Origin of the sequence: Mucilaginibacter sp. NFX135 (genome assembly GCF_048565145.1) — a bacterium.
In the GTDB taxonomy this organism is placed as follows: domain Bacteria; phylum Bacteroidota; class Bacteroidia; order Sphingobacteriales; family Sphingobacteriaceae; genus Mucilaginibacter.
Genome location: NZ_CP183412.1, coordinates 5,438,833 through 5,465,274, shown reverse-complemented (window position 1 = coordinate 5,465,274; position 26,442 = coordinate 5,438,833). Strand labels below are relative to the sequence as shown.

Sequence of the window (26,442 nt, the reverse complement as noted above, 5' to 3'; positions counted from 1 at the left end):
CCATCCCTATCGAATATTTTACCTGTGGTTGGCGTTATCGCCATATCAGAGGCTATTGCTTTTCATATTAAACCGAAATTAAAGTCAGATGGCCGTGTTGGTGTAAATAGTGTAACCGGCCGTGATTTTGCCTTAAGATTGGATATGGATTCGGCTAAAAGCTTTACATCCTGGTCTGACAGCTTATTTGATTGTCCTTCCCATTGCCAGTAACGTTTAGTATCAAGGTCTATATGTAAGCTTCCCAGGTAGTACTTCCCGAAGTCCTGCCCGTAATATATAATATAACCATCTGATTTGAACTTCTCCGCCAGGGTTTCCTTTTCAAGCATCGTCTTATAATCATCATCTCTTAGTTGACCATAAAAGTATAAAATTTCAATCTTGCCCGATTTGATATTAGGCGGTTCTTTGGATTGTAACAGGAACGGGCTAACAAAAATTTCGTATTCTTCACTTTCTATTGGAATAGTAATAATGACGGAGTTGAGCATAATGTTTAGGTTTTAGCTGTGTTAGAAATTTATAAATGATAAATTTAAAAATTTTTATGCTTGCACGAAGGATCAAGACAAATCTTTAGTGCGTAGTCACTGTCAATAATTTTAATACTTTTTAAACTTTTCAAAATCCACCAAAAATTTGTTAAAAAGTGTTAAAATAGATGGTTTTGAATGAATTTTGATCAGTTTTTGATCCGTTTTTACTCGATTTTTAGTTAAAAAAATGTTAAAAATGAAACTTTAAAAAGTTTTTTGTGTAGTACAAGAAGCTGCTGCATTGTAGTATAATAGCCTATATTTATCGCTGACGAAAGATTCAGGATTTTTTGGAAAATGACATTTAAAACTGTCGGCAAAACAGAAAAAATGTTGAAACGGTGTCAAATATTGCAACAAAGTGTGTTTATGACACAAATAAATTGCAAATTTGTGGTCTGCATATATTCAGTTAACTCCCTGTTTAACGATGAGTGAAAAGACAATATTGGTTTGGTTTAGAAATGACTTGCGGATACACGATAACGAGATCTTGTTAGAGGCTGTTCGTAAGGCTGATAAAGTGCTGCCGGTATATTGTTTTGATCCTTATTACTTTCAGCGTACGGCATCCGGAGCTTCAAAAACAGGTAGTTTCCGGGCCCGGTTTCTGTTAGAAGCAGTGGCCGATCTGCGTAAAAACTTACAAAGCTATGGCGCCGAACTGATCATCAGAACAGGCAACCCAGCCGAAGTATTACCACAGCTTGCCGAAGAATACCAGGTAAATGAGGTGTATCATCACCGGGAGGTAGCTTATGAAGAAACCGGCATATCTGAACAGGTAGAAGCTGCTTTATGGAAGCTAAGACTTAATCTCAAACATTTTATCGGCCATACTCTCTATCATAAAGAAGATCTGCCATTCCCGATCAAGGATATCCCTGATAGCTTTGCTGTATTTAAGAAAAAGGTGGAACGTGATAGTAATGTACGTCCATGCGTGCCAACTCCCGAACATATTATTATTCCTGAAATAACTGATGCGGGTGAGCTACCGACCCTGCAACAATTAGGGTTGGATGAACCTATTGATGATCCACGGGCTACTAACTATTTTCAGGGCGGCGAAACCGCTGCTTTGGTACAGCTGCATAAATATTTTTCGCAAAGCGAACAGACGATTAAGCCTAAAGGCTCCCGGGCAGGTGCAAATAATTCATCGAAATTATCGCCCTGGTTGTCGGTAGGTTGTATATCGCCAAGACAGGTTTACTGGGAGATATTTAAACACAGCGGCGATAGCTATGCTCAAAATGCCAGCATGCTGAAACTGGAACTGCTTTGGCGCGACTATTTCAGGTTCATGTTTAAAAAACACGGTCAAAAATTCATCAAAGCCAAAAACGAGGGTGAAGAGACCGATATAACCATTAATGAATTGGAATTTAACAAATGGGCTCATGGCGAAACCGGCGTTCCGTTTGTTGATGCCTGTATGCATGAGCTCAATGCCACCGGCTACATCTGTAACCAATGCCGGCAAATAGTAGCCTCTTATCTGGTACACGACCTCAAAGCCGACTGGACCCTTGGCGCTGTTTATTTTGAAGAAAAACTGATCGATTATTCGCCGGCCAGTAATTGGGGTAATTGGGCCTTTATTGCCGGGGTCAACGATGCCAAAGAAAGCAAATATGCTATAGCCGCCATGCAACCTAAAGACGCGGAGAGCGATTTTGTAACCACCTGGCAGTACTCTACCATCAATGAAGCCGGTGATCTGGTGGGTGCATAATCAATTTTTAAGTTCTCTGCTTAAACTATTGTATCAATTTTATATCTCATAATTACATCAATGCCGGGTTTTGTCTGTTATAACACAGATATTAGGCATATGTAAATTTCTTTACAATTAATTATGAAGTATATAAGCCTATATGCTTACTTTTGTACCGTTTTAAAGATCAGTTTCTCATGGATCGTCTCAATTATATCAATAGCGGCAACGCAGACTACATTAATACCCTATACGACAGCTACAAACAGGATCCCGAATCGGTGGATTATGGATGGCAGAAATTTTTTGAAGGTTTTGATTTTGGTAAGGATACACAAGCTCCTGCCGGCTCAACTGCGCCAAGTGTAGGTGACAAAACCCCCGATCACTTTTTAAAAGAGATCAATGTACTTAATATGATTCACGGATACCGTTCGCGCGGTCACCTGTTTGCTAAAACAAACCCGGTACGTGAGCGGCGTCATTATTTCCCTGGTAAAGAACTGGAGACTTTTGGCTTAAGCGAGGCTGACATGGATACCGTATTTAATGCCGGTGTTGAAGTTGGTTTGGGTGCCGCCACTCTGCGCGATATTCGCCAATTGCTGGAAGATACTTATTGCCGTGCTATTGGTGCGGAGTACAGATATATCCGTAATCCTATAAAACTGAAATGGTTTGAAGACAGGATGGAGAGCAACCGCAATACACCTTCCTTTACTGTTGAAGAAAAGAAATTGATGCTGAATAAGCTTAACGAGGCGGTAACCTTCGAAAACTTTTTAGGTACCAAGTTTTTGGGCCAGAAACGTTTTTCACTGGAAGGGGCGGAAGCGTTGATCCCTTCACTGGATTCGGTAATTAATAAAGGTGCTGATCTGGGTATCGAGGAGTTTATCATCGGTATGGCCCACCGTGGCAGGTTAAACGTACTGACCAACATTATGGAGAAAACCTACAAAGAGGTATTCTCTGAGTTTGAAGGTAAAAACTTTGATTCTGAATCACCTTTTGGTGGTGATGTTAAATACCACCTTGGTTTTTCAACAGATGTAACTACAGCCAGCGGTAAAAAAGTTCACCTGAGTCTTTGTCCAAACCCATCGCATCTGGAAGCGGTGGACCCTGTTGTGGAAGGTATTACCCGTTCAAAGATCGACTTTAAATACAACGGCGATCATTCCAAGATCGCTCCGATACTGATCCATGGTGATGCCTCTGTAGCTGGCCAGGGAATTGTTTACGAAGTTTTACAAATGGAAAAACTGGATGGTTACCGCACAGGTGGCACCATTCACCTGGTGATCAATAACCAGATAGGTTTTACCACGAATTATAAAGACGCCCGTTCCAGCACCTATTGTACTGATGTGGCCAAAACCGTGCTTTCGCCCGTTTTCCATGTGAATGGTGATGATGTAGAAGCATTGGCATACGTAGTTAACCTGGCTATGGAATACCGCCAGGTATTTAATGAAGATGTATTCATTGATATCCTGTGCTACCGTCGTTATGGCCATAATGAGTCTGATGAACCAAAATTCACGCAGCCATTATTATACAAAGCTATTGAAGCCCATCCAAATCCGCTGATTATTTATAATGAGAAATTAGTGGCCGAGGGCAGCATTGACGCCAGCCTGCTTAAATCAATGGAAAAAACTTTCCGTGACGAATTACAGCAAAAACTGGATGAATCAAAAGCCGAAGAAAGATTTACCGAAACCATCGCCATGTTTGAAGGCGCCTGGAGCGGATTACACTTAGCCAGCCACAAAGAACTGGTATCGGCTATTGATACCTCAGTCCCTAAAGAAGAAATCATAGAGATCGGTAATAAAATAACCTCATTGCCGGCAGACAAAGGCTTTTTCAAGAAGATCGAAAAATTATTTGAAGATCGCCGGGCTATGGTGAACAACACCCAAGTATTTGACTGGGCCATGGCTGAGTTGCTGGCTTACGGTACGCTGTTAAAAGATGGTTTCCCGGTGAGGTTAAGTGGTGAGGATGTTAAACGTGGTACGTTCTCTCATCGTCACGCCGTATTAACACTGATTGATTCGGAAGATGAGTACACCCCGCTGGCTACTATTGATACCGAGGCTAAACTAAGCATCTATAACTCTTTACTGTCTGAATATGGTGTATTGGGTTTTGAATATGGCTATGCCCTGGCAAACCCCAACGCCTTAACCATATGGGAAGCCCAGTTTGGTGACTTCTTTAACGGCGCGCAGATAATTGTTGATCAATACATTGCCAGCGCCGAAACTAAATGGCAGCGCGGTAATGGTTTGGTAATGTTGTTGCCACATGGTTATGAAGGACAGGGTCCTGAGCACTCCTCTGCCCGTGTAGAGCGTTTTATGGAGCTTTGTGCCGATGATAACATCCAGGTGGCTAATTGTACCACACCGGCCAACTTCTTCCACATCCTGCGCAGGCAAATGCACCGCGATTTCCGCAAGCCTTTGATCATCTTTACACCAAAAAGCTTGCTGCGTAGTCCTAAATGCGTATCGCCAATTGATGAATTTACCAATGGTAAATTCCATGAGCTGATAGACGATACCTATGCTGATGTTAAAAAGGTAAAACGCGTATTGCTTTGTACTGGTAAAGTGTACTACGATCTGCAGGAGAAACAATTGGCTGATAAACGTAAGGATGTAGCCATTGTGCGTGTAGAACAATTATACCCTACACCGGTTGTACAGATATTAAAAATTAAGGCCAAATACGATAAAGCCACCGAGTTTATCTGGGTACAGGAAGAACCCGAAAATATGGGTGCATGGCCGTATATATGCCGTAAGTTCCATAATGATAAGGTCATCAACCTTAATGTAATTTCACGCATTGAGGGCAGCAGTACAGCTACCGGTTTTGCCAAACAACATGCCGCTCAACAAGCATATATTGTTTCCAAAGCATTTGAAGCACCTGCCGGTAAAGTGGTAAAAGAAGCAATAAAAAAGACAACAAAAAAAATGGCTGATGCCGGAGCTGATTGAGTTCTGTTGCCAATGACGGGTTTCGGGGTGCGGGTGTTAAGCTAACAACTATTTACACGAACCTCGCAACAGGAAACTCGTACCAAATAAAATATTAAATCTACAAAACTAAAATATGAGTTTAGCGATCAAAGTTCCGCCGGTAGGCGAATCAATAACAGAAGTAACCCTATCAAGCTGGAAGAAAAAAGATGGCGATCACGTGGAAATGGATGAGGTTATAGCCGAATTAGAATCGGACAAAGCCACTTTTGAATTGACTGCCGAAAAAGCAGGTACCTTAAAAACAGTTGCCAAAGAAGGCGATACATTAGCCATTGGCGCTGTTGTTGCCAATATTGAAGAAGGAGCTGGTGCCGCTGCTCCTGCAAAGGAAAGCGCTCCTGCCGCGCAACCACAGCCAGAAGTTGTGGCTAATGCCCCTGCTCCGGCCCCGGTTGCTGCCGCACCTGCAACAAGTGGCGGTTCTATAGAAATTAAAGTGCCTGCAGTAGGCGAATCTATAACAGAAGTTACTTTATCGCGCTGGATTAAAAAGAATGGCGATACTGTAGAGATGGATGAAGCCCTTGCCGAACTGGAATCAGATAAAGCAACATTTGAATTAACTGCCGAAAAAGCAGGCGTGTTAAAAACTATAGCCAAGGAAGGTGATGTATTGCCTATTGGCGCGGTTGTTTGCACCATTGAAGGTTCGGCTACAGCTGTACAGGCTACATCTGTAACACCTGCTGTTGTAAGTGCTACAGACGAATCGCCACGCGGTGGTGCACCAACTACTGCTGATGGCGCGGTAACTTACGCTTCTGGTACCCCATCACCCGCAGCTGCCAAAATACTGGCCGAAAAAGGTGTTGATCCTAAAGGTGTAAATGGTACCGGTGTCGACGGTCGTATCACTAAGGGTGATGCCCTGAATGCACAAGCTGCTCCGGCTAAGCCTGCTGCTCCTGCAGCAGCTACTTCAACTCCTGCCGCTGCCCCTGTAGTAGCTGGCGAAAGAAGTGAGAAACGCGAAAAAATGACCTCCCTGCGTAAAACAGTTGCCAAACGTTTGGTTGCTGTTAAAAATGAAACGGCTATGCTTACTACCTTTAACGAGGTAGACATGCAGCCCATCATGGAACTGCGCGGTAAATACAAAGATAAATTTAAAGAGAAACACGGCGTAGGCTTAGGCTTCATGTCATTCTTTACCAAGGCAGTTACCGAGGCTCTGAAAGATTGGCCCGCTGTTGGCGCCCGTATTGAAGGTGAAGAAGTGGTATACAGTAATTTTGCTGATATCTCTATCGCAGTATCGGCTCCTAAAGGCCTGGTTGTTCCTGTGATCCGCAATGCTGATACTTTAAGCCTGGCCGAAATTGAAAAGGAAATTGTGGTATTAGCCGGTAAGGCCCGCGAAAATAAACTGACCATTCCTGAAATGACAGGCGGTACTTTCACCATTACTAATGGTGGTGTATTTGGTTCCATGATGTCGACCCCAATATTAAACTCGCCACAATCGGCTATATTGGGTATGCACAATATTATTGAACGCCCGGTTGCCATAAACGGACAAGTGGTTATCCGCCCAATGATGTACCTGGCATTATCTTATGATCACCGCATCATTGATGGCCGTGAATCGGTAAGCTTCCTGGTACGTGTAAAACAATTACTGGAAGATCCTGCAAGGTTATTATTAGGGGTTTAATTATTCCCTGTAATCATATTTAAAGAGCCCGGCACAAGCCGGGCTTTTTTGTTTTACTCTTGTCCTTCGCGCAATTACACGTTTTGTTAGATGCCAGATATTTTATCTTAATTCTTGCCTCTAACCTCTTGATTCTCTTTGCCAAGGGTTACCTAATTCCCTTTTTTAGTATCAATAGTAACCAAAAAAAATCAACAATAACATGAAAACAAAAATTTTACTACTGCCATTGGCGGTCGTCTTGCTGCTGGGCGCTTGTAAGGGTTCAGGGTCTCGCTATGAGGCTATTAATAACAGTAGTTCTGCTGATACAGTTGCCTCAGCCATAACGGATTCAACGGTTTCTCCTAAATTAGTGAAAACAGCAGATATGCGTTTTAAGGTAAAAGATGTGCAGCAAACAGCCGAAAAGATAACGGCGCTCACGGCAAAAAATAAAGGGATGATCATACATCATCAAATGGAATCAACAGTTGGGGATAGCAAGAATTTTCGAATCAGTGACGATTCTATTAACCGGGTATCGTCATTTAATACTTCTGCTAATATGACCGTTAAAATACCCTCGGAACACCTGGAAGAGTTTATGACCGACGTAGCGCATATGGGCATGTATGTTACCATGCGTAAAATGGATATTGAAGATAAATCCCTCGACTTTCTGTCGGCCAAACTGAAGCTGAACAGTCGAAAGGAGCTGGTAGATCAACAGAAAAAAGGAAAAGTTACGATCAAGAATCCGGTGAATGTTTTATTGCTGAAAGACGATATGGTTGACGGACGGGTAGATAATCTTAAAATTGATGATGCGGTAAAGTACAGCATTATTACATTGAGTTTTTACCAAAGCAATACCATTTTTCAAGAACACATCACTAATGATGATCCATCGGCTTATAATTTACCCTTCTTTAGTGGGTTAGCAGGGGCATTTGCCAATGGCTGGCACCTTTTTATGGAAGCGATTTTAGCGATCGCTAACCTTTGGGTGTTTATCCTGACAGGCATAGGTATCTTGCTATTGATCCGTTTTTATAGAAGAAAATATTCAATATTACCCGACACGATAAAATCCTAAAAAATTGGTGGAAAATTCGGTAAACATTTCTATTTTTGCCCAACATTAAACAAAGTACCATGGATTCTACACAAAACGCTAATTCAGAACAACATTATAAAGTATTGGTTTTAGCTATCGTTATTGGCATTACAGGTGTTTTCATTCGTTTTGCTGGTGATGAAAATTCAACCTATTTCTCATGGATAGCCAACTTGTTACTTATTGTGGGTGTGGCAATCGGTTTAAGAACTGTTTTCAGGATCATCAAATAAATTAGATATGCAGATGTGCAAATTTTAAATGTGCAGATGAATTTCAAATATAAAAAAACAGCCTCTCTGAATTTCAGGGAGGCTGTTTTTTTATTGCCTTATTACAAACGTATCAATCATTTGCATATCTGCACATCTAAAACGGCAAAGCCCTCAACGAAGTTAATTTGCACATCTACTTAGGCCTATACTTCGATTGATTCAATATCTTCTGCGCATCTTTTTCGGCCATTAGTTGTGGCAGCGTAACTTCGGGGTGTTTATCCATATATTCCCGGACAATTTGCCAGCCTGTCCAGACAGCCAATTTAGGTGCCGATTCATTTTTTTCGCCCAGGCCAGGGGTGAAGGGGGCCTCGGTAAAATATTTTTGAATTTTAGGGTAATCTGTTTCGTAAAGCAAATTTTCGTCTAAAAAATAAGCCCATATTTTTGCTTTAAAATCTTCGCACCATTTAAGCTGGGCAGTGGTATATCCAATTTTGGTAGTATCACCAACATCAGGTAGTATTTGATCCATAAAATACATGATCTTACCGTTGTATACCATTTTTTCCAGCATCGATTTATTATTATCGTCTTCCGGGAACATATCCTCGCGGGCGATACCTTCCACTACACGCGGGGTAATGTTTTCGGGAGTGAAATGCCGGGACAAGTAGTGCGGAAACGCGTTGGTAAGGGCAGGATAGAACCGGGAATCGGCGCCCAGAAATAGGTCGAGTCCGATAGCAAAATAGCCATCACCAATAGAAGTTTGTGCCTGGAAACCCGAAAAATAAGCATAAACTTTGGGCAGCCTTTTTTGCGGATAATAATATTTAATGTATTTAAAAGCCTGGGTAAGATTGGCATTCTGTGCATCCATGTTGGGGTATGCGGCATCCACGTCATGTTTCAGATCTATATATGCTTTACCCTTAAAAACTTCGTGAAGGGTCTTAAAATAAGCGGTATCATTGGTAGTGCCCGCCTGTAGTATCCTACTGATAAAGTCCTGGTAAAACGAGCCATATTTTTGCTGCAGGTATACAGCTTGAGCTCCCATAGGTTTAGTACGCATGGCATCAAAGTCGTGATCAAAGCGCTCTATCTTCACTTCAATATTTATATGACTGACATCAACCTTTTTGTTGCGCCCGCATGACGCGAATATCAGGGCGATGGAAAAAATTAAGTAAATTTGCTTTGCTTTGAGCCAGGGGTTTATCATCTTTATCCTTTGAGCAAAAATAATTTTTATTTGCATTAATACGTTACTATACTGTCTATGAATCCATCGTGAGTTACCAACAAAAAATAAACATAACTCACGATAGCTTCATCGCCTTAAAAAAACAAACATAATTGATGAAAATCGCATTAGCCCAGCTTAACTATCATATAGGTAATTTCGAATCAAATACAACAAAAATTATCGATCATATACAAAAGGCAAAACAAAACGGCGCCGACCTGGTGGTGTTTGCCGAGTTATGCGTTTCGGGCTACCCCTCACGTGATTTTTTGGAGTTTGATGAATTTATTGACCTGTGCGAGGATTCTGCCAAAAAGATAGCTGCTATTTGTACCGATATAGCTTGCATCATTGGTTTGCCTACCTATAATCATAAAGACGAGGGGAAGGACCTGAATAACTCAGCCTACTTCATTGAAAGCGGCCAGGTAAAAGCTGTGGTAAACAAAGCGCTGCTGCCCAATTATGATGTATTTGATGAGTACCGCTATTTTGAACCTTCAACCGAGTTTAACTGTATTGAATTTAAAGGCAAAAAGATTGCGCTTACCATTTGCGAGGATTTGTGGAATACCATCGAAAATCCATTATATATTACACGGCCAATGGATAGCCTCATCCATCAACAGCCCGATGTAATGATCAACATAGCCGCCTCGCCATTTGCTTATAACCACGATGAGGAACGTATAGCTATTTTGAGCGATAATGCCAGTCGTTACCATTTACCATTGCTGTATGTAAACCAGATAGGCGCACAAACAGAATTGATATTTGACGGTGGATCATTGATATTTGATAATACCGGTAAATTGATTGATGAACTGCCATATTTTGAAGAGAACCTCGCGTACTATACCTTAAATGATGATGCCTCTATCAGTTTTGATCATCCTACAACCCTGAAAGCCGAACGCGCTTCTGATATTGAACAGATACACCAGGCAATTATATTGGGCATCCGCGATTATTTTCATAAATCGGGCTTTAAGCAGGCTATATTGGGCCTTTCTGGTGGTATTGACTCCGCAGTGGTGTGCGCTTTGGCAGCCGAGGCTTTGGGAGCTCAAAATGTAATGGCTGTATTGCTGCCATCACGTTTCTCTACGGATCACTCGTTAAAGGATGCTGAAGACCTGGTGAATAATCTGGGTTGTAAAAGTGAATTAGTTCCGATCAAAAATATTACCGAAGCTATTGAAACAGCGCTGCATCCACAATTCAATAACCTGCCCTTCAACATAGCCGAAGAAAACATACAATCGCGCACGCGTGCCATATTGCTGATGGCCATGTGTAATAAATTTGGCTACATCTTATTAAACACCAGCAATAAAAGCGAAGCAGCCGTGGGTTATGGTACTTTATATGGAGATATGTGCGGGGGGATATCTGTAATAGGCGATGTTTATAAAACGCAGGTTTTTGAACTGGCCAGATACATCAATCGTGACAAGGAAATAATCCCGATAAATTCTATCATTAAACCGCCATCGGCAGAGCTCAGACCAGATCAAAAGGATACCGACTCCTTACCTGAGTACGATATTCTGGATAAGATCCTGGCCGAGTACATCGAGAACCGCCGTTCATCAACCGATATTATTAAAATGGGTTACGACGAAGCAATTGTCCGCCGGGTGATCAGGCTGACCAACCTGGCCGAACACAAACGTTATCAAACACCACCTATTCTTAGGGTATCACCAAAGGCATTTGGTATGGGCCGCAGGATGCCTATTGTGGGTAAATATCTGTCATAGTAAAAGTGGATTTACATGGTTTACACTTTTTATGGTTAACACGTATTCAATGGGTTAACAATCAATTGAATACGCGTTATCCATCGCCAAATAGTGGATTTATATGTAAACCCACTCAGCGCAAAGTATTCCATGCCATTAACTCAGGGTTGATGAAGTATTAATATCGGGCGCCGAATATTGAATAATGATTTCGATGTTGAGAATTTAAAATTCGATATGAGTTCTTCTAAGTCAGGTTTTTCAAAATAGGTTGTATTATATATCGGTATTTAATACGCTTTCATCGTGTTGGGCTTTAATAACTAAGGGAATATTTATAGATTTAGGGCTGTAAAAATGCCTATATCTCAGATCTATGAATAAATCTTACGCAGCAATTTGTATATTTTTTTTATTGCTGTGTGCAACAGCCGGCACTTTTGCCCAACAAGCGCTGGTAACCGATGCCAAACGTGCGGAACTAACACGCTTTTCTGCCCAGATACGCAGTAATTACGAGGCCAGTCGTACACGGGCTTTGTCATTAGCTGCAAGCCGGGGCTGGCGGGTTCAGCGTTATACCAGAAACGGTAACCTGGTATCACTACAGGGCGTTAACGCTTTAGGTTTTCCTGTTTATCTCATCACCCATAATAATACTACATCGGCAGCTACAACCGGTACCAATGCCGTACAGCCGGGTGGTTCGCTTGGTCTTAACCTATCAGGCTCCAGTACATTTTTGAATAATAAGCTGGCCATCTGGGATGGCGGCTCGGTATATACGGCCCACCAGGAGTTTGCCGGTAAAACTATCACCATTAAAGACGGTGCTTCGGTGCTTGATCACACCACGCATGTAGCCGGTACCATGATAGCCCGGGGAATATACGCGCCGGCCAGGGGAATGGCCTTTAACGCTACCACCCTGCAATCATATGATTTTAATAATGACGTAGCCGAAATGAGTGCTGCCGCATCGGGCCTGTTATTATCCAACCATTCCTATGGAGATGAGGCGGGTTGGAATTTCAATGATAGCGATAACCGCTGGGAGTGGTATGGCCTGCCTGGCGACTCGGTTGATTATACTTTTGGCTTTTATGATACCCGTGCCCAGTCATGGGATAAAATAGCCTATAACGCGCCCTATTACCTCATTGTGGAATCGGCTGGTAACAGCCGCTCAAGTAATGGCCCGGCTGTAGGGGCCGACTATTATGGCTACAAAAGTAAAACCGATCAAACGCTGGTTGATAAAGGACCGAGACCGGCTGGTATTAGCGATAATAATGGTTATGATATTATCAGTACCACGGGCAACGCCAAAAATATACTCACGGTTGGCGCTATAAATCCACTACCGTATGGGCCAAGTACCCGGCAGAGTATCAGCAGTGCCTTTTTTAGTAGTTGGGGGCCTACCGATGATGGTCGTATCAAACCTGATATTGTGGGCAACGGGGTAAATGTATTATCGGTAGGGGTAACTAATCCTACAGCCTATCTTACCCTTTCGGGTACGTCAATGGCTGCGCCAAACATTACCGGTTCATTATATTTGCTACAAGAGTATTATGCCCAAAAGAATAACGGTGCTTTTATGCGGGCGGCTACGTTAAAAGGTTTAGTCTGTCAAACCGCTTTTGACGCCGGCAATGTCGGCCCCGATTATATTTACGGATGGGGGCTGCTGGATATGAAGAAAGCAGCACAGGCCATAACCGATAATGGTACAAAAAGCCTCATTAGCGAAAATTCGCTTCAACAGAGCCAAAAACAAACATTTAATATCGTGGCCTCCGGTAATGATGTGCTGGCCGCTACTATTTCATGGACCGACCCTGAGGGTACACCCAATGCTGATGGCGCGATTAACAACCGTACGCCAAAACTGATCAATGACCTTGATATCAAGATCAGTGACGGCACAACCACCTACAATGCCTGGATTTTAAATCCGAATGCACCTTCCGCGTCTGCTACCACAGGGGATAATATCCGGGATAATATTGAACAGGTTTATATACCTAACACCACACCTGGTAAAAGCTATACCATTACTGTATCGCACAAAGGTACCTTGAAGCAGGGGCCACAGGCATATTCGCTTATTGTTACCGGTGCCGGCGGAACTGCGTATTGCGCCTCGGCCCCACTATCCAATGCCGACTCCCGCATTGATAATTTAAAGCTATCAAACATCAATAATACTCCCGCTGCCGGTTGCAAAAGCTATTCGGATTACACCAATTTAACCGTTCAGTTGGAGCAGGCTAAAACCTACCCCTTAAGTATTAGCCTGGGTACATGCGGCGGTAATTTCAATAAAGCAGCTAAAGTATTTATTGACTGGAACGGTAACGGTGTTTTTGATAACGATGAGTTGGCTGCCACCACTACTGTAATTAGTGCTACAGGAACGCTTTCTGCCAATATTACTGTGCCGGGATCTGTAATACCAGGTAATTATAGCCTGATGCGTGTAGTGTTAACCGAAACAAGCGATCCCACAACTATAACAGCCTGTGGCAGCTACGCCAAAGGCGAAACACAGGATTACCGGGTACAGTTTTTACAAACCAGTATTGATGCCGGTGTAGTAGCTATCGTAAACCCTGGTTCAAGCGGATCCTGCTCTGCAAGCGCGCCTATTACCATCAGGCTTAAAAACTTTGGTAGCGCTCCTATTAGTAATATCCCGGTTACCGTTACCATTACCGCACCCGATAATACCAAAACCACCTATACCGAAAATTATACGGCAACGCTGCAGCCCCTGGTTGAGGATAACTTTACCTTTAGTCAGCAGTTTAATGCTGTAGCCGGCGCTACTTATACTATAACAGCTACCAGCAACCTGGCCAGCGATCCGGTTGTGTCCAATAATACAGTAACAGCTACTGTGGCAATCAATACGCCGGCTGTAATTGGTGGTTTAAGCGCTTATTACTGTACAGATAGCAAGCAATATTTGTTAACAGGCTCGGGTGATGGTACATTACTTTGGTATCAAAATATAAATGATGTAATTCCGATAGCGTACGGCTCGGCGGCTATTACCGCGCAACCACCGGTAAATAATACCTATTATGCAGGTATAAATGATTTTAAGGGATCTGTAGGACCTGCTACTAAAAATGTATTTACAACAGGGGGGTATAACCAGTTTTCGCCGGCAATAACAGTAAGCACCAAAGTTCCCATGATTATTCAAAGCGCCCGTTTATATATTGGTAATTCCGGAAAAATAACATTTAATGTAAATAACAGTAACGGGCAAACAGTATCAACCACAACTATTGATGCCCAGGCTACCAGAACCAATCCGCAACCTGGTGCACAGCCTGATGATCCTAATGACCAGGGAAAGGTATATGATCTGAACCTGGAATTGCCCGCGGCAGGCAACTTTACCATATCAGCGGCGTTTGATGCTACGGCTACCATTTATCGGAGCAACGGAGGTGTAAAAGGGTATCCATTCAACATAGGTAGTATATTCAGCATTACCGGTAATAATGCCACGCCCGATGGTCCGCCAGATACTACCTATTATAAAAATTTCTATTATTATTTTTACGATATTAAGGTACAAAGCTTAGGCTGTGCATCATCAGCACGGCAGCCCGTTATTTTTTCTAAACCGGTTATTACTCAAACGAATAATACTTTAGGTTCAAATTTTGCTACCGGTAACCAATGGTTTTTAAATGGTAAAGCAATATCCGGTGCTATAGGAAAAACGTATGATCCGTTGCAAAGCGGTGATTACCAGGTAGCAGATACTTTATCAGGTGGATGCGTAGCGATGTCTGATATTTACACCTATGCACGCACCGTTGAAAAACCGGATGACGCTACAGAGATTGGTTTAACGGTATTTCCGGTTCCGGCAAGCAGCCAGCTTAATGTGATCTTCGCCACAAAAGCCGCTGCTGATCTTAAATTATCATTGATAAACCCGGCGGGGCAAATGGTATACCTGGATGCGCAGTCTGTACCGCAGGGGAATTTTAGTAAGGTAATTGATGTTTCCACACAAATACCGGGTATTTATGTAGTAAAAATACTGCTGGGGCAAAAGATCTATGCCCGTAAAATAGTGATCAGCAGGTAAGCACGATTTTGAAAGAGCGAGTTGCGAAGTGCGAGTGTCAGATCGCTGGTATCCCGCAACTCGCTCCCCGAACTTTAGAAAGTATATTTTAATCCCAAACCCGGTGCTATGTCAAAGAATGGACCGCGGGCCAGTTCAAGACGTGGGTTAAGGTCAAGGCTGATAGCTATAGGTGCAGTTGGTATCTTATATTCGAGCCCCAGCGTTGCATCAGCACCAATCAGGATGTGCTTACCGCTATAGTATTCATCATCGCCGCCTATACGTTTGTAATAACCGCTGCCTACCGACCCGAGGTGACCACCAAAGCCATAATAAAAATTCAGCTTATCAACACCAAAGGCCTGCTGATGTATTTCATATAACCCGGTTATTACCACACCATGATCGCGGATACCGATGATACCTTCCAGAGCGGTGCTGTTATCCATAAAGTATTTTATGGAAGGGCCTACTTCATAAGCGCCAAATTTTAGTCCAACTGCTGTTTTGTAATCCTGTGCCTGCGAACGTTTACCTATTAATAAGAACGAAACCGAGAGAAATAAAATGTAAGCTAATTTTTTCATGTAGTGATTTTAAGTTAATGAATTTTGTTACCGTGCATGCAAAACCTCACGTTTGGTTAAGCTTTTCAACTTGCACATATCCTGCAAATAAACGGCAGATTTGAAATTTTATGGCATTTTAATTAAAAAACAATGCCCTGAAAATTTTATCAGGCTGAGAATCAGTGTTAAATATTGAACTTTTAAGAATGGTGTTATAAGGGCAAATAGGTTATTTTAGTAAAATAATCTTACTGTGATAACGATGAGTAACTTAAACCTAAAGAAAAACAGGTGTTTGGGCATGGTTTTGTTGGCGCTGTGTTTTGTGCCGTTAGGATGCGTGCAAAAACGCCTGGTAACTAATGCTAATGGCCCATACTATAACGGCATGGTGGTATGTGCTTATCCGGATGCTGCAAAGGTTGGACTTGATATATTGAAGAAAGGCGGTAACGCTGTTGATGCGGCAGTAGCGGTACATTTTGCCCTGGCCGTTACCTATCCCGATGCCGGCAATATAGGTGGAGGCGGTTTTATGGTATACCGTTCCAAAACCGGTGAAACCAATACACTCGACTTTAGAGAAAAGGGCCCGGCCGGTGCCAGTGCTAATATGTATTTGGATGCGGCGGGTAATGTGATACCCAATATGAGTCTTTACACCCATAAGGCATCAGGAGTACCTGGGTCTGTGGATGGAATGGTACAAGCTCATCAAAAGTATGGTAAACTCAAATGGGCCGATCTCCTGCAGCCTGCTATCGATCTGGCGCGTAAGGGCTTTAAAGTAACACAGCGTTTTGCCTCCGAATTAAACCATATAAAGGCTCAAGTTGAAAAATTAAATCCTGGCAAAGCTTATTTAATAAAAGATACCGAATGGCATGAGGGTGATGTTTTGGTACAGGAAGATCTGGCTAAAACCCTGGAGCAAATTCGTGATAAGGGCCGTGAAGGATTTTATGATGGTATAGTTGCCGACCAGATAGTTGCTGAAATGAAAGCAGGTAACGGTCTGATATCCAAAGCTGACCTGCAAAATTACCATTCGGTTTGGCGCAAGGCCGTCACCGGGAACTATAAAGGATATAAAATCATTACCATGCCGCCGCCGTCAAGCGGAGGAATTGCATTATTACAGCTGCTGCAGTCGGTTGAAAAAGATCCTTTAAAGAAATGGGGATATAACCAGGATTCCACCGTGAGATTGATCGTTGAAGCCGAACGCCGGGTATATGCCGATCGTTCCAAATACATGGGCGACCCCGATTTTTTCAAAGTACCCGTGGATAGTTTACTGAAACCGTCATATATCACATCGCGCATGAGCAACTTTAGCTGGGATGCGGCCACGCCAAGCAACAGCATACAACCAGGCACTTTTGCGGGTTACGAAAACGATCAAACCACCCATTATTCTATTGTTGACCATGACGGTAACGCGGTATCCATCACAACAACCTTAAATGATAGTTATGGTTCAAAGATATTTGTAAAAGGTGCAGGCTTTTTGCTGAACAATGAAATGGACGATTTTAGCTCTAAACCCGGCGTGCCTAATATGTACGGGCTGGTGGGAGGGAAGGCCAATAGCATTCAACCCGGCAAACGTATGTTATCGTCAATGACACCTACTATTGTTGAAAAAAACGGTAAATTATTTATGGTGGTGGGTACACCCGGAGGATCGACCATTATAACTTCGGTTTTTCAAACCATTATTAACGTGATCGAGTTTGATCAGGATATGCAGCAGGCTGTTACATCTAAACGTTTTCACCACCAGTGGCTACCCGATGCAATAGCGATTGAAAAAGGCGCATTGGATAGTGCAACCATAATAAAATTGCAAAGCAAAGGCTATAAAATAAATAGCAGAGGCGGTATTGGCCGGGTTGATGCCATTTTGAAAACCCCACAAGGCTACCAGGGCGGGGCAGATCCGCGTGGGGATGACACGAAGATGGGTTATTGAGTTTGCAGTTCGTAGTGGGCAGTTGGCATGGATTATCAGTTATTATAAATGCTGCTTACTGCCAACTGAAAACTGCCAACTAAAATTTGCGTAATCAACAAGCATTTCTTACGTTTGGTATGCATGCAAAACAGCATTAAACATCAGGAAACTATTGACTATTTTTTAAAGATAGTATGGCAAACGGTTGCTAACCGGTATAACCAGTTGGTTACGGAATTTGGCATTACCCAGTCCATTGGGTATTTATTGATTAATATTGACGAAAAAGAAGGTACTACTGTATCGCAGGCTGCGGCTTTGCTGGGCTTGAAGTCAACCAGTTTGTCCAGGATGCTTAGCCAGCTGGAAAAAACGGGATTAATATACCGGGAATCTAACCAGGGCGATAAACGTTCAGTTAAAATATATTTGACCGAATTGGGGAAAGAAAAGCGTCACCAGGCCCGGGCAATAGTAAAGCAATTCAATAATTATCTCGATTCACATATCAGCGAGGCCGACAAGCAATACCTTACCGAAATGCTGAAGAAGATCAACAAACTTACGTTGAACTATAAACCATGATTGGTTTACAGATTCATTAGTCACTGGTTCATTGGTCTTTTATGTTGGAGTATATACGCTATCATCACACTCTTATTGTTAATGGTTCAGACATGTACCAATGAACCTGTGAAGTAATGAACCAATGAGTTACACTTTTACCTTAAATTGTACGTTTTATTCAGAAAATCAGGCCCTAAATATAGGGCGATGGTATGCTTTAGGGCTTATTAATTGTTAAAAAATGTTAAGCTGCCGTTTTTCTATTATAAAAGAATAAATTTGCCTTTTGAAAAAATGAACAGGATACTGTCAGTGTTATTGGTTATTGCTATTGGTTTTGGTGCCTGTAAAAAATCCACCGATCCTTCGATCCATTATGAAGAGCAAAAAGCTATTGATGATAAGATTGTGAGTGATTATTTGGCAGCTCATCCCGATTTGAATGCTAAACGCATTGATACTTCAGGGGTTTTTTATAGTATTAAACCGGGTGAAGAGGGAAGCGGTAACGATTTATTTACCAATTCTACACAGGTTACTGTTGGATATGTTGGGCGGATATTGACATCTCAGGATACAATTGCCAAAACCAACGATTTTCATCCCTCGTACCGTTTGAGTGATGTGATCAGGGGGTGGCAGTTAGGCATACCTAAGATCAAGAAAAATGGTAAAATAAGGTTATTTATACCATCAAGATATGCTTACGGACCGTTTCCGCAGGATTCACTACATTTGCCGGCAAATTCGGTACTTGATTTTGATATACAATTATATAACGTAATCAACTAAAAAAGAACTATGGGCGGATAGTGAGTAAAGTCGCTATTGAGCCAAAAAATAAAATAACTTAAATGAAACAAACACTTTTTACGCTTTTATTAATCACATCTATAGGTTTAATATCCTGCCGGAAAACGCGCAACGATCCTAATATTACCCAGTACGATCAAACCCAGATACAAAACTATATTAACGCTAACGGGCTTACCGGCATGCAAAGAGATATGTCTAACGGTGATACCAGTGGTATATATTACCAGATACTTTCGCAAGGTTCAACCAGTACTCCTTTGCAATATTCAGACAGTGTTAATTTTGTAATATCGGTAAAATCATTTGATGGTAAGTATATCAATACAGACACGCTTAATTTAGGTCATTTTTCTGGTTTACTGGGGCATGTATCATTTCTTGCATTTAACGGACCCATACTCGGATTTACTAAGGGATTGCAGAATGCTATACATGACATTATTAAATATAAAGGTACAAGAGCAAGGATTCTTGTTCCGTCACGTGTGGCTTATGGGGTTAATGGGGTTGGTACAGGTAGTTCAAGCAATACCAATTCACGGATTTTAGGTAATCAATGTCTTGATTATTATGTAAATGTAATTTCAAACCTGGATTATATTGATGCTAAAACACCTGGTTATGATGATTATGTGATCAGTGACTATGCAAAGCGAAATAATATACAGCTATCCACTTATACGCATGTGACATCTGGCCGAGGAAAGGGTTTGTACTATAAAATAAATACGCCAGGTACAGGAACCGATGTGCTTAATTTATCATCTGCTTTTACGGCCAACTATACGGGTAAATGGTTAAATGGTGCCACATTCGGCGGTACGGCAACAGATCCATCAACAGCAGGAACAACAACGTTGTCCTCGTTTAACATGAGTGATGCTAATGGGGCAAATGGTGTTATAGTAGGAGTGCAGGAAGCACTAATAGGCCAAACGGCAGGTGCAAGTGTATCTATACTTATACCATCCCGGTTAGGTTATGGGAAATCAGGTAATGGATCAACTATGGGGCCAAACGCGTGTTTATCCTTTGATTTCACCATAGCAACGGTTACTAATCCATAATTTATTTAACCAGCGCTGCTTTAAAAGCTTTTAAACAACGTTCGCGTGCAAAAGCGTGATCAATAATGGGTTTCGGATATTTGCTAAAATCGGCATATTCCGGAACCCATTTTTTAATGTATTGCAGTTGCGGATCGAACTTTTTAGTTTGAGCATCCGGACTAAATATGCGAAAATACGGTGCTGCATCTGTACCTGAGCCCGCGGCCCATTGCCAGCCCCCTACATTGCTGGCCATTTCATAATCAAGGAGTTTTCGGGCAAAATAATGCTCGCCCCACCGCCAGTCTATCAGCAGATGTTTACTTAAAAAGCTGGCCACGATCATGCGCACACGGTTGTGCATAAAGCCTGTAGTATTTAGTTCACGCATACCTGCATCTACTATAGGATAACCGGTTTGTCCATCGCACCAGGCCTTAAATTGTGTTTCATCATTTACCCATTGAATGCGGTCATATTCGGGACGAAAAGCATGATCCATCGTATGCGTGAAATGGTACAGGATCATCATATAAAACTCGCGCCATATCAGCTCATTCAGCCAGGTTTTGTCGGGGTTGGCATAGGCTGTTTTGGCCAGTTCACGGATACTTACCGTACCAAAGCGTAAATGCAAACTGATGCGGGATGTACCCTTAATGGCCGGGAAATCCCTTTTCGCTTTATAATCGGCAATTATATCTTTATATTCCCGATCGGGGAAATGTATACCGCTTTTCTGAAATCCCATTGCTTCCAGAGATACAATAGGGAAAGCTTGTGTTTTAACCAGATTTTTCAGATATTTTTCGGTAGGATAAGCCTTCAGATAAAATGGCCGCAATGAGCTATACCACTTGCGCTGATAGGGTGTATAAACTGTATAAGGCTTACCATCATCCTTAATAACTTCGTCCTTTTCAAAAATTACCTGGTCTTTAAATGTTTTAAGTTCGATGCCTTGTTTGTCTAGTTTTTCTTTTACCGCATTGTCGCGTTTTAGAGCATAAGGTTCATAATCATGATTGGTATAAACCGAATTAATACGATAGTCCCGAATGATATTATCCCAGGCATCTTCGGCCTTATTATATAACACCAACAAACTACTTCCATACTGGTATAGTTGATGATGTAACTGTTCAATAGTTTGATGAATAAAAGTTACACGGGCATCATCTTTATCTTCCAGATCATCCAGTATCTCCTTATCAAAAATAAATAGTGCAAGCACTGGTCTACCACTTTTTAAGGCGTGATATAAACCCGCGTTATCATTAAGGCGTAAGTCGCGGCGAAACCAGAAAATAGTTACCGGTATATTTTTATCCATAAATTTCTTTTAGCGCCGTCCGCACTTCGGCAAATTTAAAGCTGAATCCAGCATCCTGGATCTTTTGTGCCGAAACTTTGGTACTCCCTAAAACAATGGTGCTCATTTCGCCCAGCATTAGCTTCAGTACAAAAGCCGGGACGTTTGGAGCCCAAAGTGGCTTGTGCAATTGTTTGGCCACCGCCTGGGTTAGTTGTGCATTGGTAACTGGGTTTGGGGCTACCATATTATAAATGCCGTTAATAGTGATATTTTCGATACTATACACATACATGTCCACTACATCCTGCCAGTGTATCCAGGGGATCCATTGCCGGCCATTACCCATGGGCGAGCCAACATACCATTTGATGGGTTTGGCCAGAGTAGGCAGCGCACCGCCATCTTTATCCAATACCACCCCGGTACGAAATTTTACGATGCGCAAACCCAGCTTTTCGCCCTCATCAACAGCATTTTCCCATTCCACACAGCAATGGGACATAAAATCCGTATTAGGGGCGCTATCTTCTGTCATCAATTCATCAGCACGATCGCTGTAATAACCTATGGCCGATGCAGAGATCACTGAAGTCACCTGGTGTTGTCTGGTTCTGAGTAGATTATATATCAGACCGATCGATCTGGTGCGGCTATCGATCAGTTCTTTTTTTCGCGTATCCGTCCATCTTTTTTCGGCTATGCCTGCGCCCGCCAGGTGTATTATGGTGTCTATACCATCTATACAGCGATCATCAATAATACCCTTATTAACATCCCATATAAAGGTTTTAACAGCCGGATTTTGCCCTGGTGCCCTGCTCAACATACTTATACTATAGCCCTTACGAAGTAACACATTAGTGAGGCGTTTACCTATTGAGCCGGATGCGCCCGTTATCAGGATGTTTTTACTCATTGCTTTTTACCGGTGTGTGATTTATAGCTAAAAGTAATGATTCTTTATAGGTTAAGCACCGGTTGGGTACAATTTCCTGGATGGCGTGCTCATGCATAATAGTTCCCCCTTTAAGGCGGCTGGCAAGGTTATGGGTAGCTGCATAACCAAAAGAATTGGTGCGACTAAGCCAGTATGATAATATGCCTGATGGCAGGAACGGTATGGTGATAACGCGTCTTTTCAATTGACGTATTCGGGCATATTCCAGTATCATCTCCTTAAAAGTTAAAATATCGGGTCCTCCTATGTCAAAACTCCGGTTAAAGGTTTTCTCGTTCAGCTTCACACTTTCCAGATAGGTCAGTACATCGCTTATGGCTATGGGCTGGCAAGGTGGATTTATCCAGCCAGATATGGTTATAACCGGCAATTTCTCCGTAAGATCACGAATGATCTCGAAAGAAATGCTTCCCGAACCAATGATAATAGTTGCCCTTAAAATGGTTAAGGCCGATTTACCTTCTTTCAATATATCCTCCACATGTTTGCGTGACTCCACGCGTTTGGATTGGCCATTACCATGGCTGAGACTACTTAAAAGTATGGTTTGGCGGCAATCCGTCTGGTCAAGCGCATGTACAAAATTATAGGCGGATAAAGCTTCCAGTGCAGCCAAATCCTGTGACTGGGCCATGGAGTGAACCAGGTAATAAGCAACCTCAATATCAGCCGGAAGGGTCTCTATGCTTTGTTCTCGCAACAGATCGCCGCTTATAAGGGTAACACCATTTGCAAAATCATTGTGTTCCTGAAAACGTTTTTTATCACTTACCAAACATACTATTTCATAACCTTTCTCCAATAAAAAAGGGATCAGCATCCTACCTATATAACTATTAGCACCGGCAAGTAAAACCTTCATTTATGCGCAACAAATAAAAAGGGTATGGTGTTTTAAAATTACACTGCAATAATAGCTTTGAACAAAACGGCTACATCTGAAATGCTGGCAGCTATGTTGCAGGATTTGTGCAAAATTTGATGAGTCAAAACTTTTTAAACCTTAAATTTTAACACTTTTCGATGCAAAAACAGCCTAAAAACGCTTGAAAATTGATCCGAAACTATCGGTTTTAACACTTTTTAACAAATTTTAACCAGGTTTGGGTAGGTTTTCAAAAGTTTAAAAAGTATTAATTTGTTGATTGTTAAATAAAACATACGAAACGGTCGGTTTTTTGGCTTTGTTTTGTCTTTAACAAAACAGCCCGCTTATCCTGGTAAAAGATAAGTGGGCTGTGAATATAAGTATACGGAAATTTATGGAGAGGGGCAAGTCATATTGACAATATGCTGCCAGCCTTACCGACACGAAAATTTGGTTTAATTATTGAACAGTAAATAATATGTACGCAATACTATCACGTCAATATCAATTGGTTTTATCATCCCACGGGGTATTGCTGGACTTTTTGGGAACCATTCACCCGGAACATTTGGCCCAGTCAATTCCATCGTACAATAACGATAGTATGGATAGTTTAATGAGGCATGTAGCTAATACTTATTTAGGCTGGCTGCTGAATTTTTTGCAGCAGGAACAACGGCCCTACTTTACTGAAGACAATCACAAAAATCTGCAGGCTATTCGCGGTATGTTTGAACAGGTAAACCAGGTGGTCAACGACTTTTTGCAGCAATATAAGGATGTTAACGGGCCGCTTATTTTGCCAAGGGAGGGCGAAACGCCATTAACCTTAACACCGCTGGAGCTGTTTACTCATGTAATCACTCACGAATATCATCATAAAGGGCAATTAGCCAATATGAGCCGGCTACTGGGCTATATCCCGGTTGATACAGATGTAATAAGGGATTAAAATGGCTCAATCTATTCCCTTTCCCGAGGAAGGAATCACATTATCCCCGGCTTTTATAACTACACTGGTACCGTTATTCTTTTAATATTTCAAGGTAATATTTCATTTGTCCCTGGGTAAGACCCGGCGATTTTCCATCTTTGAACATCTGGTGAAGATCATCCGTCGATTTCAATTTTTCAAACTCGGAAATAACCTTGTTCGCAACTAAGTCATTGATCTCCTCCGCAGCTAAAGCAGCATTTTTTTCGCTGTCTATCAGCCACCATTTATCCTCAGGTTTGTTCGTGAACTGACCGATGCGTTGGTTATAATGCCGGGTATGTTCGGCAGGGAGTGATGAATCGGAAAGTTTATAGAGCTTTGAGGAAAAGATCTCGATATTAAGTGTGATCTTTAAAAGGTTGGCTGTAGAGCTTTGACTGCTTTGTAAGCCTATATAATAAGTAAGATCAGGCGTTGCATGACTAAATATATTGCCTTTACGCTTAAACCCTAAGGGCTTAAGTATAAAGGCTAATTGATCTATAACGATCTTTTTAAATTCTTTTGAGGTCATTTTCTGCAGGTAATTTAATCAAAATTACTGCTATCTGCCCACTAAAAGCTGCCAACTCAAAAAATCAATATTCCAATACTACATGCGGCTTAAACGTATCGGTTTTAACCTCGGCTTTAAGCTCATGCAGAATGTTGTACAGGCCAAAGTTGGTACGGTTTACGTAGATAAAATGCTTTACGCCGCGAGCCTGTTTAAACTCGGGTAGTTTCGATAAACGCTCACGAAAGCGGTACAATTGGTCGAAAAAGGTTGTCTGGCTAAAATCAAAATGATCATGGATATAGGGCATGGCAAACAGCTCAATCATTTCGCGGAACTGGGTATAAAAAAACTCGATCTGTGCCGGGGTATCACCCTTGTGGATCATGTCCAGCTGACGGAAAGCTTTGATGGTTTCCGTTTTGTTATCGAGCAGATTGGTAGAGGTAAGCGAGAAGAAGGGATAATAAAAATCTTCCGGCATCTCTTTGATGCAGCCAAAATCAATAACCCCCAGTTTACCTTCGGGGGTGATCAGGAAATTGCCGGGATGCGGATCGGCATGTACAGCGCGAAGCTCATGCTGTTGGAAATTGTAAAAATCCCACAGGGCTTGACCGACCTGGTTACGCAGCTCCTGTGATGGATTGGTAGCCAGAAATTCACGCAGGTGTTTACCCTCGAGCCAGTCCATGGTGATGATGCGTTTGCTGCTGAGTGCGGGATAGTATTTGGGGAATACGACATTATCCAAGTTGGCACAGGCAGTGGAAAATTCGATAGAGCGGCGTACTTCCAGCTCGTAGTCGGTTTCTTCCAGCAGGCGTTCTTCCACCTCGCGCATGTAAACATCCAGTTCGCGCTCACTCATACCCAGCATCCGGAAGGCGAAGGGTTTTACCAGTTTCAGGTCGGATGAAATAGCGTCGCCCACACCAGGGTATTGGATCTTCACCGCCAGTTTTTTGCCATTCAGTTCGGCTTCGTGAACCTGACCAATAGAGGCGGCGTTGGTGGAACGGATGTTAAATTTATCAAAGATCTGATCTGGGTTTTTGCCGAAATATTTTCTGAAGGTTTGCACGATCAGCGGTCCCGAAAGTGGGGGCGCGTTGTATTGCGATTGCGTAAATTTATCAACATACGCCTGCGGCAACAGGTTTTTATCCATGCTGAGCATCTGCGCTACTTTAAGGGCACTGCCTTTAAGCTCGCTTAACGATTTGTAAATATCGGTTGCATTGTCTTCGTTCAACTCCGACTTGTCCAGATCCGGGTTGAATAGCTTTTTGGAGTAGTGCTTGATATAGTTGCCGCCGATTTTTATACCCGTACTCACAAACCTGGCCGAACGCTGCACCTTGGTAGTGGGCATGCTGTTTTGTTGGGATGTACTATCATCTCCCGTTAAATCTCCGCCGGTGGCCGGCGGGGAAACTTTCTTATCTTCTGTCATCGT

Annotated in this window: 20 protein-coding genes; 12 read left to right on the top strand and 8 right to left on the bottom strand. The window is 42.3% G+C overall.

Going from position 1 to position 26,442, the window contains the following annotated elements:
* Nucleotides 1-62: 62 nt before the first annotated feature.
* Entirely contained in the window at nucleotides 63-494 is a 432-nt protein-coding gene (locus ACNURT_RS22830; protein ID WP_419699625.1) for a hypothetical protein, read from the bottom strand.
* A gap of 475 nt (nucleotides 495-969) precedes the next feature.
* Between ACNURT_RS22830 and ACNURT_RS22825 the strand changes: the two genes are divergently transcribed.
* From ACNURT_RS22825 to ACNURT_RS22805, 5 genes are all read left to right on the top strand, one after another.
* Nucleotides 970-2,277, top strand: a complete 1,308-nt coding sequence (locus ACNURT_RS22825) for a DASH family cryptochrome (protein ID WP_419699624.1) — start codon at nucleotides 970-972, stop codon at nucleotides 2,275-2,277.
* Between the two features lie 179 nt (nucleotides 2,278-2,456).
* Complete coding sequence (locus tag ACNURT_RS22820) at nucleotides 2,457-5,276, top strand: 2-oxoglutarate dehydrogenase E1 component (RefSeq protein ID WP_419699623.1); 2,820 nt, start codon at nucleotides 2,457-2,459, stop codon at nucleotides 5,274-5,276.
* 115 nt (nucleotides 5,277-5,391) lie between these two features.
* Nucleotides 5,392-6,975 carry a 2-oxoglutarate dehydrogenase complex dihydrolipoyllysine-residue succinyltransferase gene (gene odhB, locus ACNURT_RS22815; protein WP_419699622.1) on the top strand — a complete coding sequence of 528 codons (1,584 nt, stop codon included), beginning with the start codon at nucleotides 5,392-5,394 and terminating at the stop codon, nucleotides 6,973-6,975.
* Between the two features lie 202 nt (nucleotides 6,976-7,177).
* On the top strand, nucleotides 7,178-8,053 hold the full coding sequence (locus ACNURT_RS22810) for a DUF4349 domain-containing protein (RefSeq protein ID WP_419699621.1): 876 nt from the start codon (nucleotides 7,178-7,180) through the stop codon (nucleotides 8,051-8,053).
* Between the two features lie 59 nt (nucleotides 8,054-8,112).
* Nucleotides 8,113-8,307, top strand: a complete 195-nt coding sequence (locus tag ACNURT_RS22805; protein WP_419699620.1) for a hypothetical protein — start codon at nucleotides 8,113-8,115, stop codon at nucleotides 8,305-8,307.
* Between the two features lie 175 nt (nucleotides 8,308-8,482).
* On the opposite strand, the gene gldB is transcribed toward ACNURT_RS22805, so the two are convergent.
* Nucleotides 8,483-9,520: a gliding motility lipoprotein GldB gene (gene gldB, locus ACNURT_RS22800; protein ID WP_419699619.1), complete on the bottom strand. Its 1,038-nt coding sequence runs from the start codon at nucleotides 9,518-9,520 to the stop codon at nucleotides 8,483-8,485.
* A gap of 137 nt (nucleotides 9,521-9,657) precedes the next feature.
* Here gldB and ACNURT_RS22795 point away from each other — a divergent pair, with 137 nt between their 5' ends.
* Nucleotides 9,658-11,307, top strand: coding sequence for an NAD+ synthase (locus tag ACNURT_RS22795; RefSeq protein WP_419699618.1), 1,650 nt, complete (start codon nucleotides 9,658-9,660; stop codon nucleotides 11,305-11,307).
* Between the two features lie 358 nt (nucleotides 11,308-11,665).
* Nucleotides 11,666-15,409, top strand: a complete 3,744-nt coding sequence (locus tag ACNURT_RS22790; RefSeq protein ID WP_419699617.1) for a S8 family serine peptidase — start codon at nucleotides 11,666-11,668, stop codon at nucleotides 15,407-15,409.
* A 74-nt stretch (nucleotides 15,410-15,483) separates the two neighbouring features.
* On the opposite strand, the gene ACNURT_RS22785 is transcribed toward ACNURT_RS22790, so the two are convergent.
* Nucleotides 15,484-15,978 carry a hypothetical protein gene (locus ACNURT_RS22785; RefSeq protein WP_370996247.1) on the bottom strand — a complete coding sequence of 165 codons (495 nt, stop codon included), beginning with the start codon at nucleotides 15,976-15,978 and terminating at the stop codon, nucleotides 15,484-15,486.
* 244 nt (nucleotides 15,979-16,222) lie between these two features.
* Between ACNURT_RS22785 and ggt the strand changes: the two genes are divergently transcribed.
* The 4 genes from ggt (at nucleotide 16,223) to ACNURT_RS22765 (ending at nucleotide 20,367) form a co-directional block, all read left to right on the top strand.
* Nucleotides 16,223-17,935, top strand: a complete 1,713-nt coding sequence (gene ggt / locus ACNURT_RS22780) for a gamma-glutamyltransferase (RefSeq protein ID WP_419699616.1) — start codon at nucleotides 16,223-16,225, stop codon at nucleotides 17,933-17,935.
* A 135-nt stretch (nucleotides 17,936-18,070) separates the two neighbouring features.
* A complete protein-coding gene (locus ACNURT_RS22775) occupies nucleotides 18,071-18,502 on the top strand; it encodes a MarR family winged helix-turn-helix transcriptional regulator (RefSeq protein WP_172337954.1) in 432 nt (143 codons plus the stop codon).
* A gap of 276 nt (nucleotides 18,503-18,778) precedes the next feature.
* Complete coding sequence (locus ACNURT_RS22770) at nucleotides 18,779-19,276, top strand: FKBP-type peptidyl-prolyl cis-trans isomerase (protein WP_419699615.1); 498 nt, start codon at nucleotides 18,779-18,781, stop codon at nucleotides 19,274-19,276.
* Nucleotides 19,277-19,338: 62 nt separating this feature from the next.
* Nucleotides 19,339-20,367, top strand: coding sequence for an FKBP-type peptidyl-prolyl cis-trans isomerase (locus ACNURT_RS22765; RefSeq protein WP_419699614.1), 1,029 nt, complete (start codon nucleotides 19,339-19,341; stop codon nucleotides 20,365-20,367).
* A gap of 1 nt (nucleotide 20,368) precedes the next feature.
* Here the strand turns inward: ACNURT_RS22765 and ACNURT_RS22760 are convergent, their stop codons facing one another.
* From ACNURT_RS22760 to ACNURT_RS22750, 3 genes are read right to left on the bottom strand one after another with little or no spacing between them, the layout of a single operon-like run.
* Nucleotides 20,369-21,682, bottom strand: a complete 1,314-nt coding sequence (locus ACNURT_RS22760) for a cryptochrome/photolyase family protein (protein ID WP_419699613.1) — start codon at nucleotides 21,680-21,682, stop codon at nucleotides 20,369-20,371.
* Complete coding sequence (locus tag ACNURT_RS22755) at nucleotides 21,675-22,580, bottom strand: TIGR01777 family oxidoreductase (protein WP_419699612.1); 906 nt, start codon at nucleotides 22,578-22,580, stop codon at nucleotides 21,675-21,677. The genes ACNURT_RS22760 and ACNURT_RS22755 overlap by 8 nt, the downstream gene beginning before the upstream one ends.
* On the bottom strand, nucleotides 22,573-23,484 hold the full coding sequence (locus ACNURT_RS22750) for an NAD(P)H-binding protein (RefSeq protein WP_419699611.1): 912 nt from the start codon (nucleotides 23,482-23,484) through the stop codon (nucleotides 22,573-22,575). Before ACNURT_RS22750 ends, ACNURT_RS22755 begins: the two co-directional genes overlap by 8 nt.
* Before the next feature lie 484 nt (nucleotides 23,485-23,968).
* Between ACNURT_RS22750 and ACNURT_RS22745 the strand changes: the two genes are divergently transcribed.
* Complete coding sequence (locus ACNURT_RS22745; RefSeq protein WP_419699610.1) at nucleotides 23,969-24,442, top strand: DinB family protein; 474 nt, start codon at nucleotides 23,969-23,971, stop codon at nucleotides 24,440-24,442.
* 73 nt (nucleotides 24,443-24,515) lie between these two features.
* Here the strand turns inward: ACNURT_RS22745 and ACNURT_RS22740 are convergent, their stop codons facing one another.
* Nucleotides 24,516-25,001, bottom strand: coding sequence for a DUF4304 domain-containing protein (locus ACNURT_RS22740; RefSeq protein WP_419699609.1), 486 nt, complete (start codon nucleotides 24,999-25,001; stop codon nucleotides 24,516-24,518).
* A gap of 64 nt (nucleotides 25,002-25,065) precedes the next feature.
* Complete coding sequence (locus ACNURT_RS22735; RefSeq protein ID WP_419699608.1) at nucleotides 25,066-26,439, bottom strand: ABC1 kinase family protein; 1,374 nt, start codon at nucleotides 26,437-26,439, stop codon at nucleotides 25,066-25,068.
* Nucleotides 26,440-26,442 lie beyond the last annotated feature (3 nt).

Coding starts and splice junctions, on each gene's coding strand:
- ACNURT_RS22825 (WP_419699624.1), top strand. CDS start 970: ATGAGTGAAAAGACAATATTGGTTTGGTTTAGAAATGACTTGCGGATA.
- ACNURT_RS22795 (WP_419699618.1), top strand. CDS start 9,658: ATGAAAATCGCATTAGCCCAGCTTAACTATCATATAGGTAATTTCGAA.
- ACNURT_RS22760 (WP_419699613.1), bottom strand. CDS start 21,682: ATGGATAAAAATATACCGGTAACTATTTTCTGGTTTCGCCGCGACTTA.
- ACNURT_RS22810 (WP_419699621.1), top strand. CDS start 7,178: ATGAAAACAAAAATTTTACTACTGCCATTGGCGGTCGTCTTGCTGCTG.
- ACNURT_RS22740 (WP_419699609.1), bottom strand. CDS start 25,001: ATGACCTCAAAAGAATTTAAAAAGATCGTTATAGATCAATTAGCCTTT.
- ACNURT_RS22790 (WP_419699617.1), top strand. CDS start 11,666: ATGAATAAATCTTACGCAGCAATTTGTATATTTTTTTTATTGCTGTGT.
- ACNURT_RS22770 (WP_419699615.1), top strand. CDS start 18,779: ATGAACAGGATACTGTCAGTGTTATTGGTTATTGCTATTGGTTTTGGT.
- ggt (WP_419699616.1), top strand. CDS start 16,223: ATGAGTAACTTAAACCTAAAGAAAAACAGGTGTTTGGGCATGGTTTTG.
- ACNURT_RS22750 (WP_419699611.1), bottom strand. CDS start 23,484: ATGAAGGTTTTACTTGCCGGTGCTAATAGTTATATAGGTAGGATGCTG.
- ACNURT_RS22765 (WP_419699614.1), top strand. CDS start 19,339: ATGAAACAAACACTTTTTACGCTTTTATTAATCACATCTATAGGTTTA.
- ACNURT_RS22820 (WP_419699623.1), top strand. CDS start 2,457: ATGGATCGTCTCAATTATATCAATAGCGGCAACGCAGACTACATTAAT.
- ACNURT_RS22755 (WP_419699612.1), bottom strand. CDS start 22,580: ATGAGTAAAAACATCCTGATAACGGGCGCATCCGGCTCAATAGGTAAA.
- odhB (WP_419699622.1), top strand. CDS start 5,392: ATGAGTTTAGCGATCAAAGTTCCGCCGGTAGGCGAATCAATAACAGAA.
- ACNURT_RS22745 (WP_419699610.1), top strand. CDS start 23,969: ATGTACGCAATACTATCACGTCAATATCAATTGGTTTTATCATCCCAC.
- gldB (WP_419699619.1), bottom strand. CDS start 9,520: ATGATAAACCCCTGGCTCAAAGCAAAGCAAATTTACTTAATTTTTTCC.
- ACNURT_RS22735 (WP_419699608.1), bottom strand. CDS start 26,439: ATGACAGAAGATAAGAAAGTTTCCCCGCCGGCCACCGGCGGAGATTTA.
- ACNURT_RS22805 (WP_419699620.1), top strand. CDS start 8,113: ATGGATTCTACACAAAACGCTAATTCAGAACAACATTATAAAGTATTG.
- ACNURT_RS22830 (WP_419699625.1), bottom strand. CDS start 494: ATGCTCAACTCCGTCATTATTACTATTCCAATAGAAAGTGAAGAATAC.
- ACNURT_RS22785 (WP_370996247.1), bottom strand. CDS start 15,978: ATGAAAAAATTAGCTTACATTTTATTTCTCTCGGTTTCGTTCTTATTA.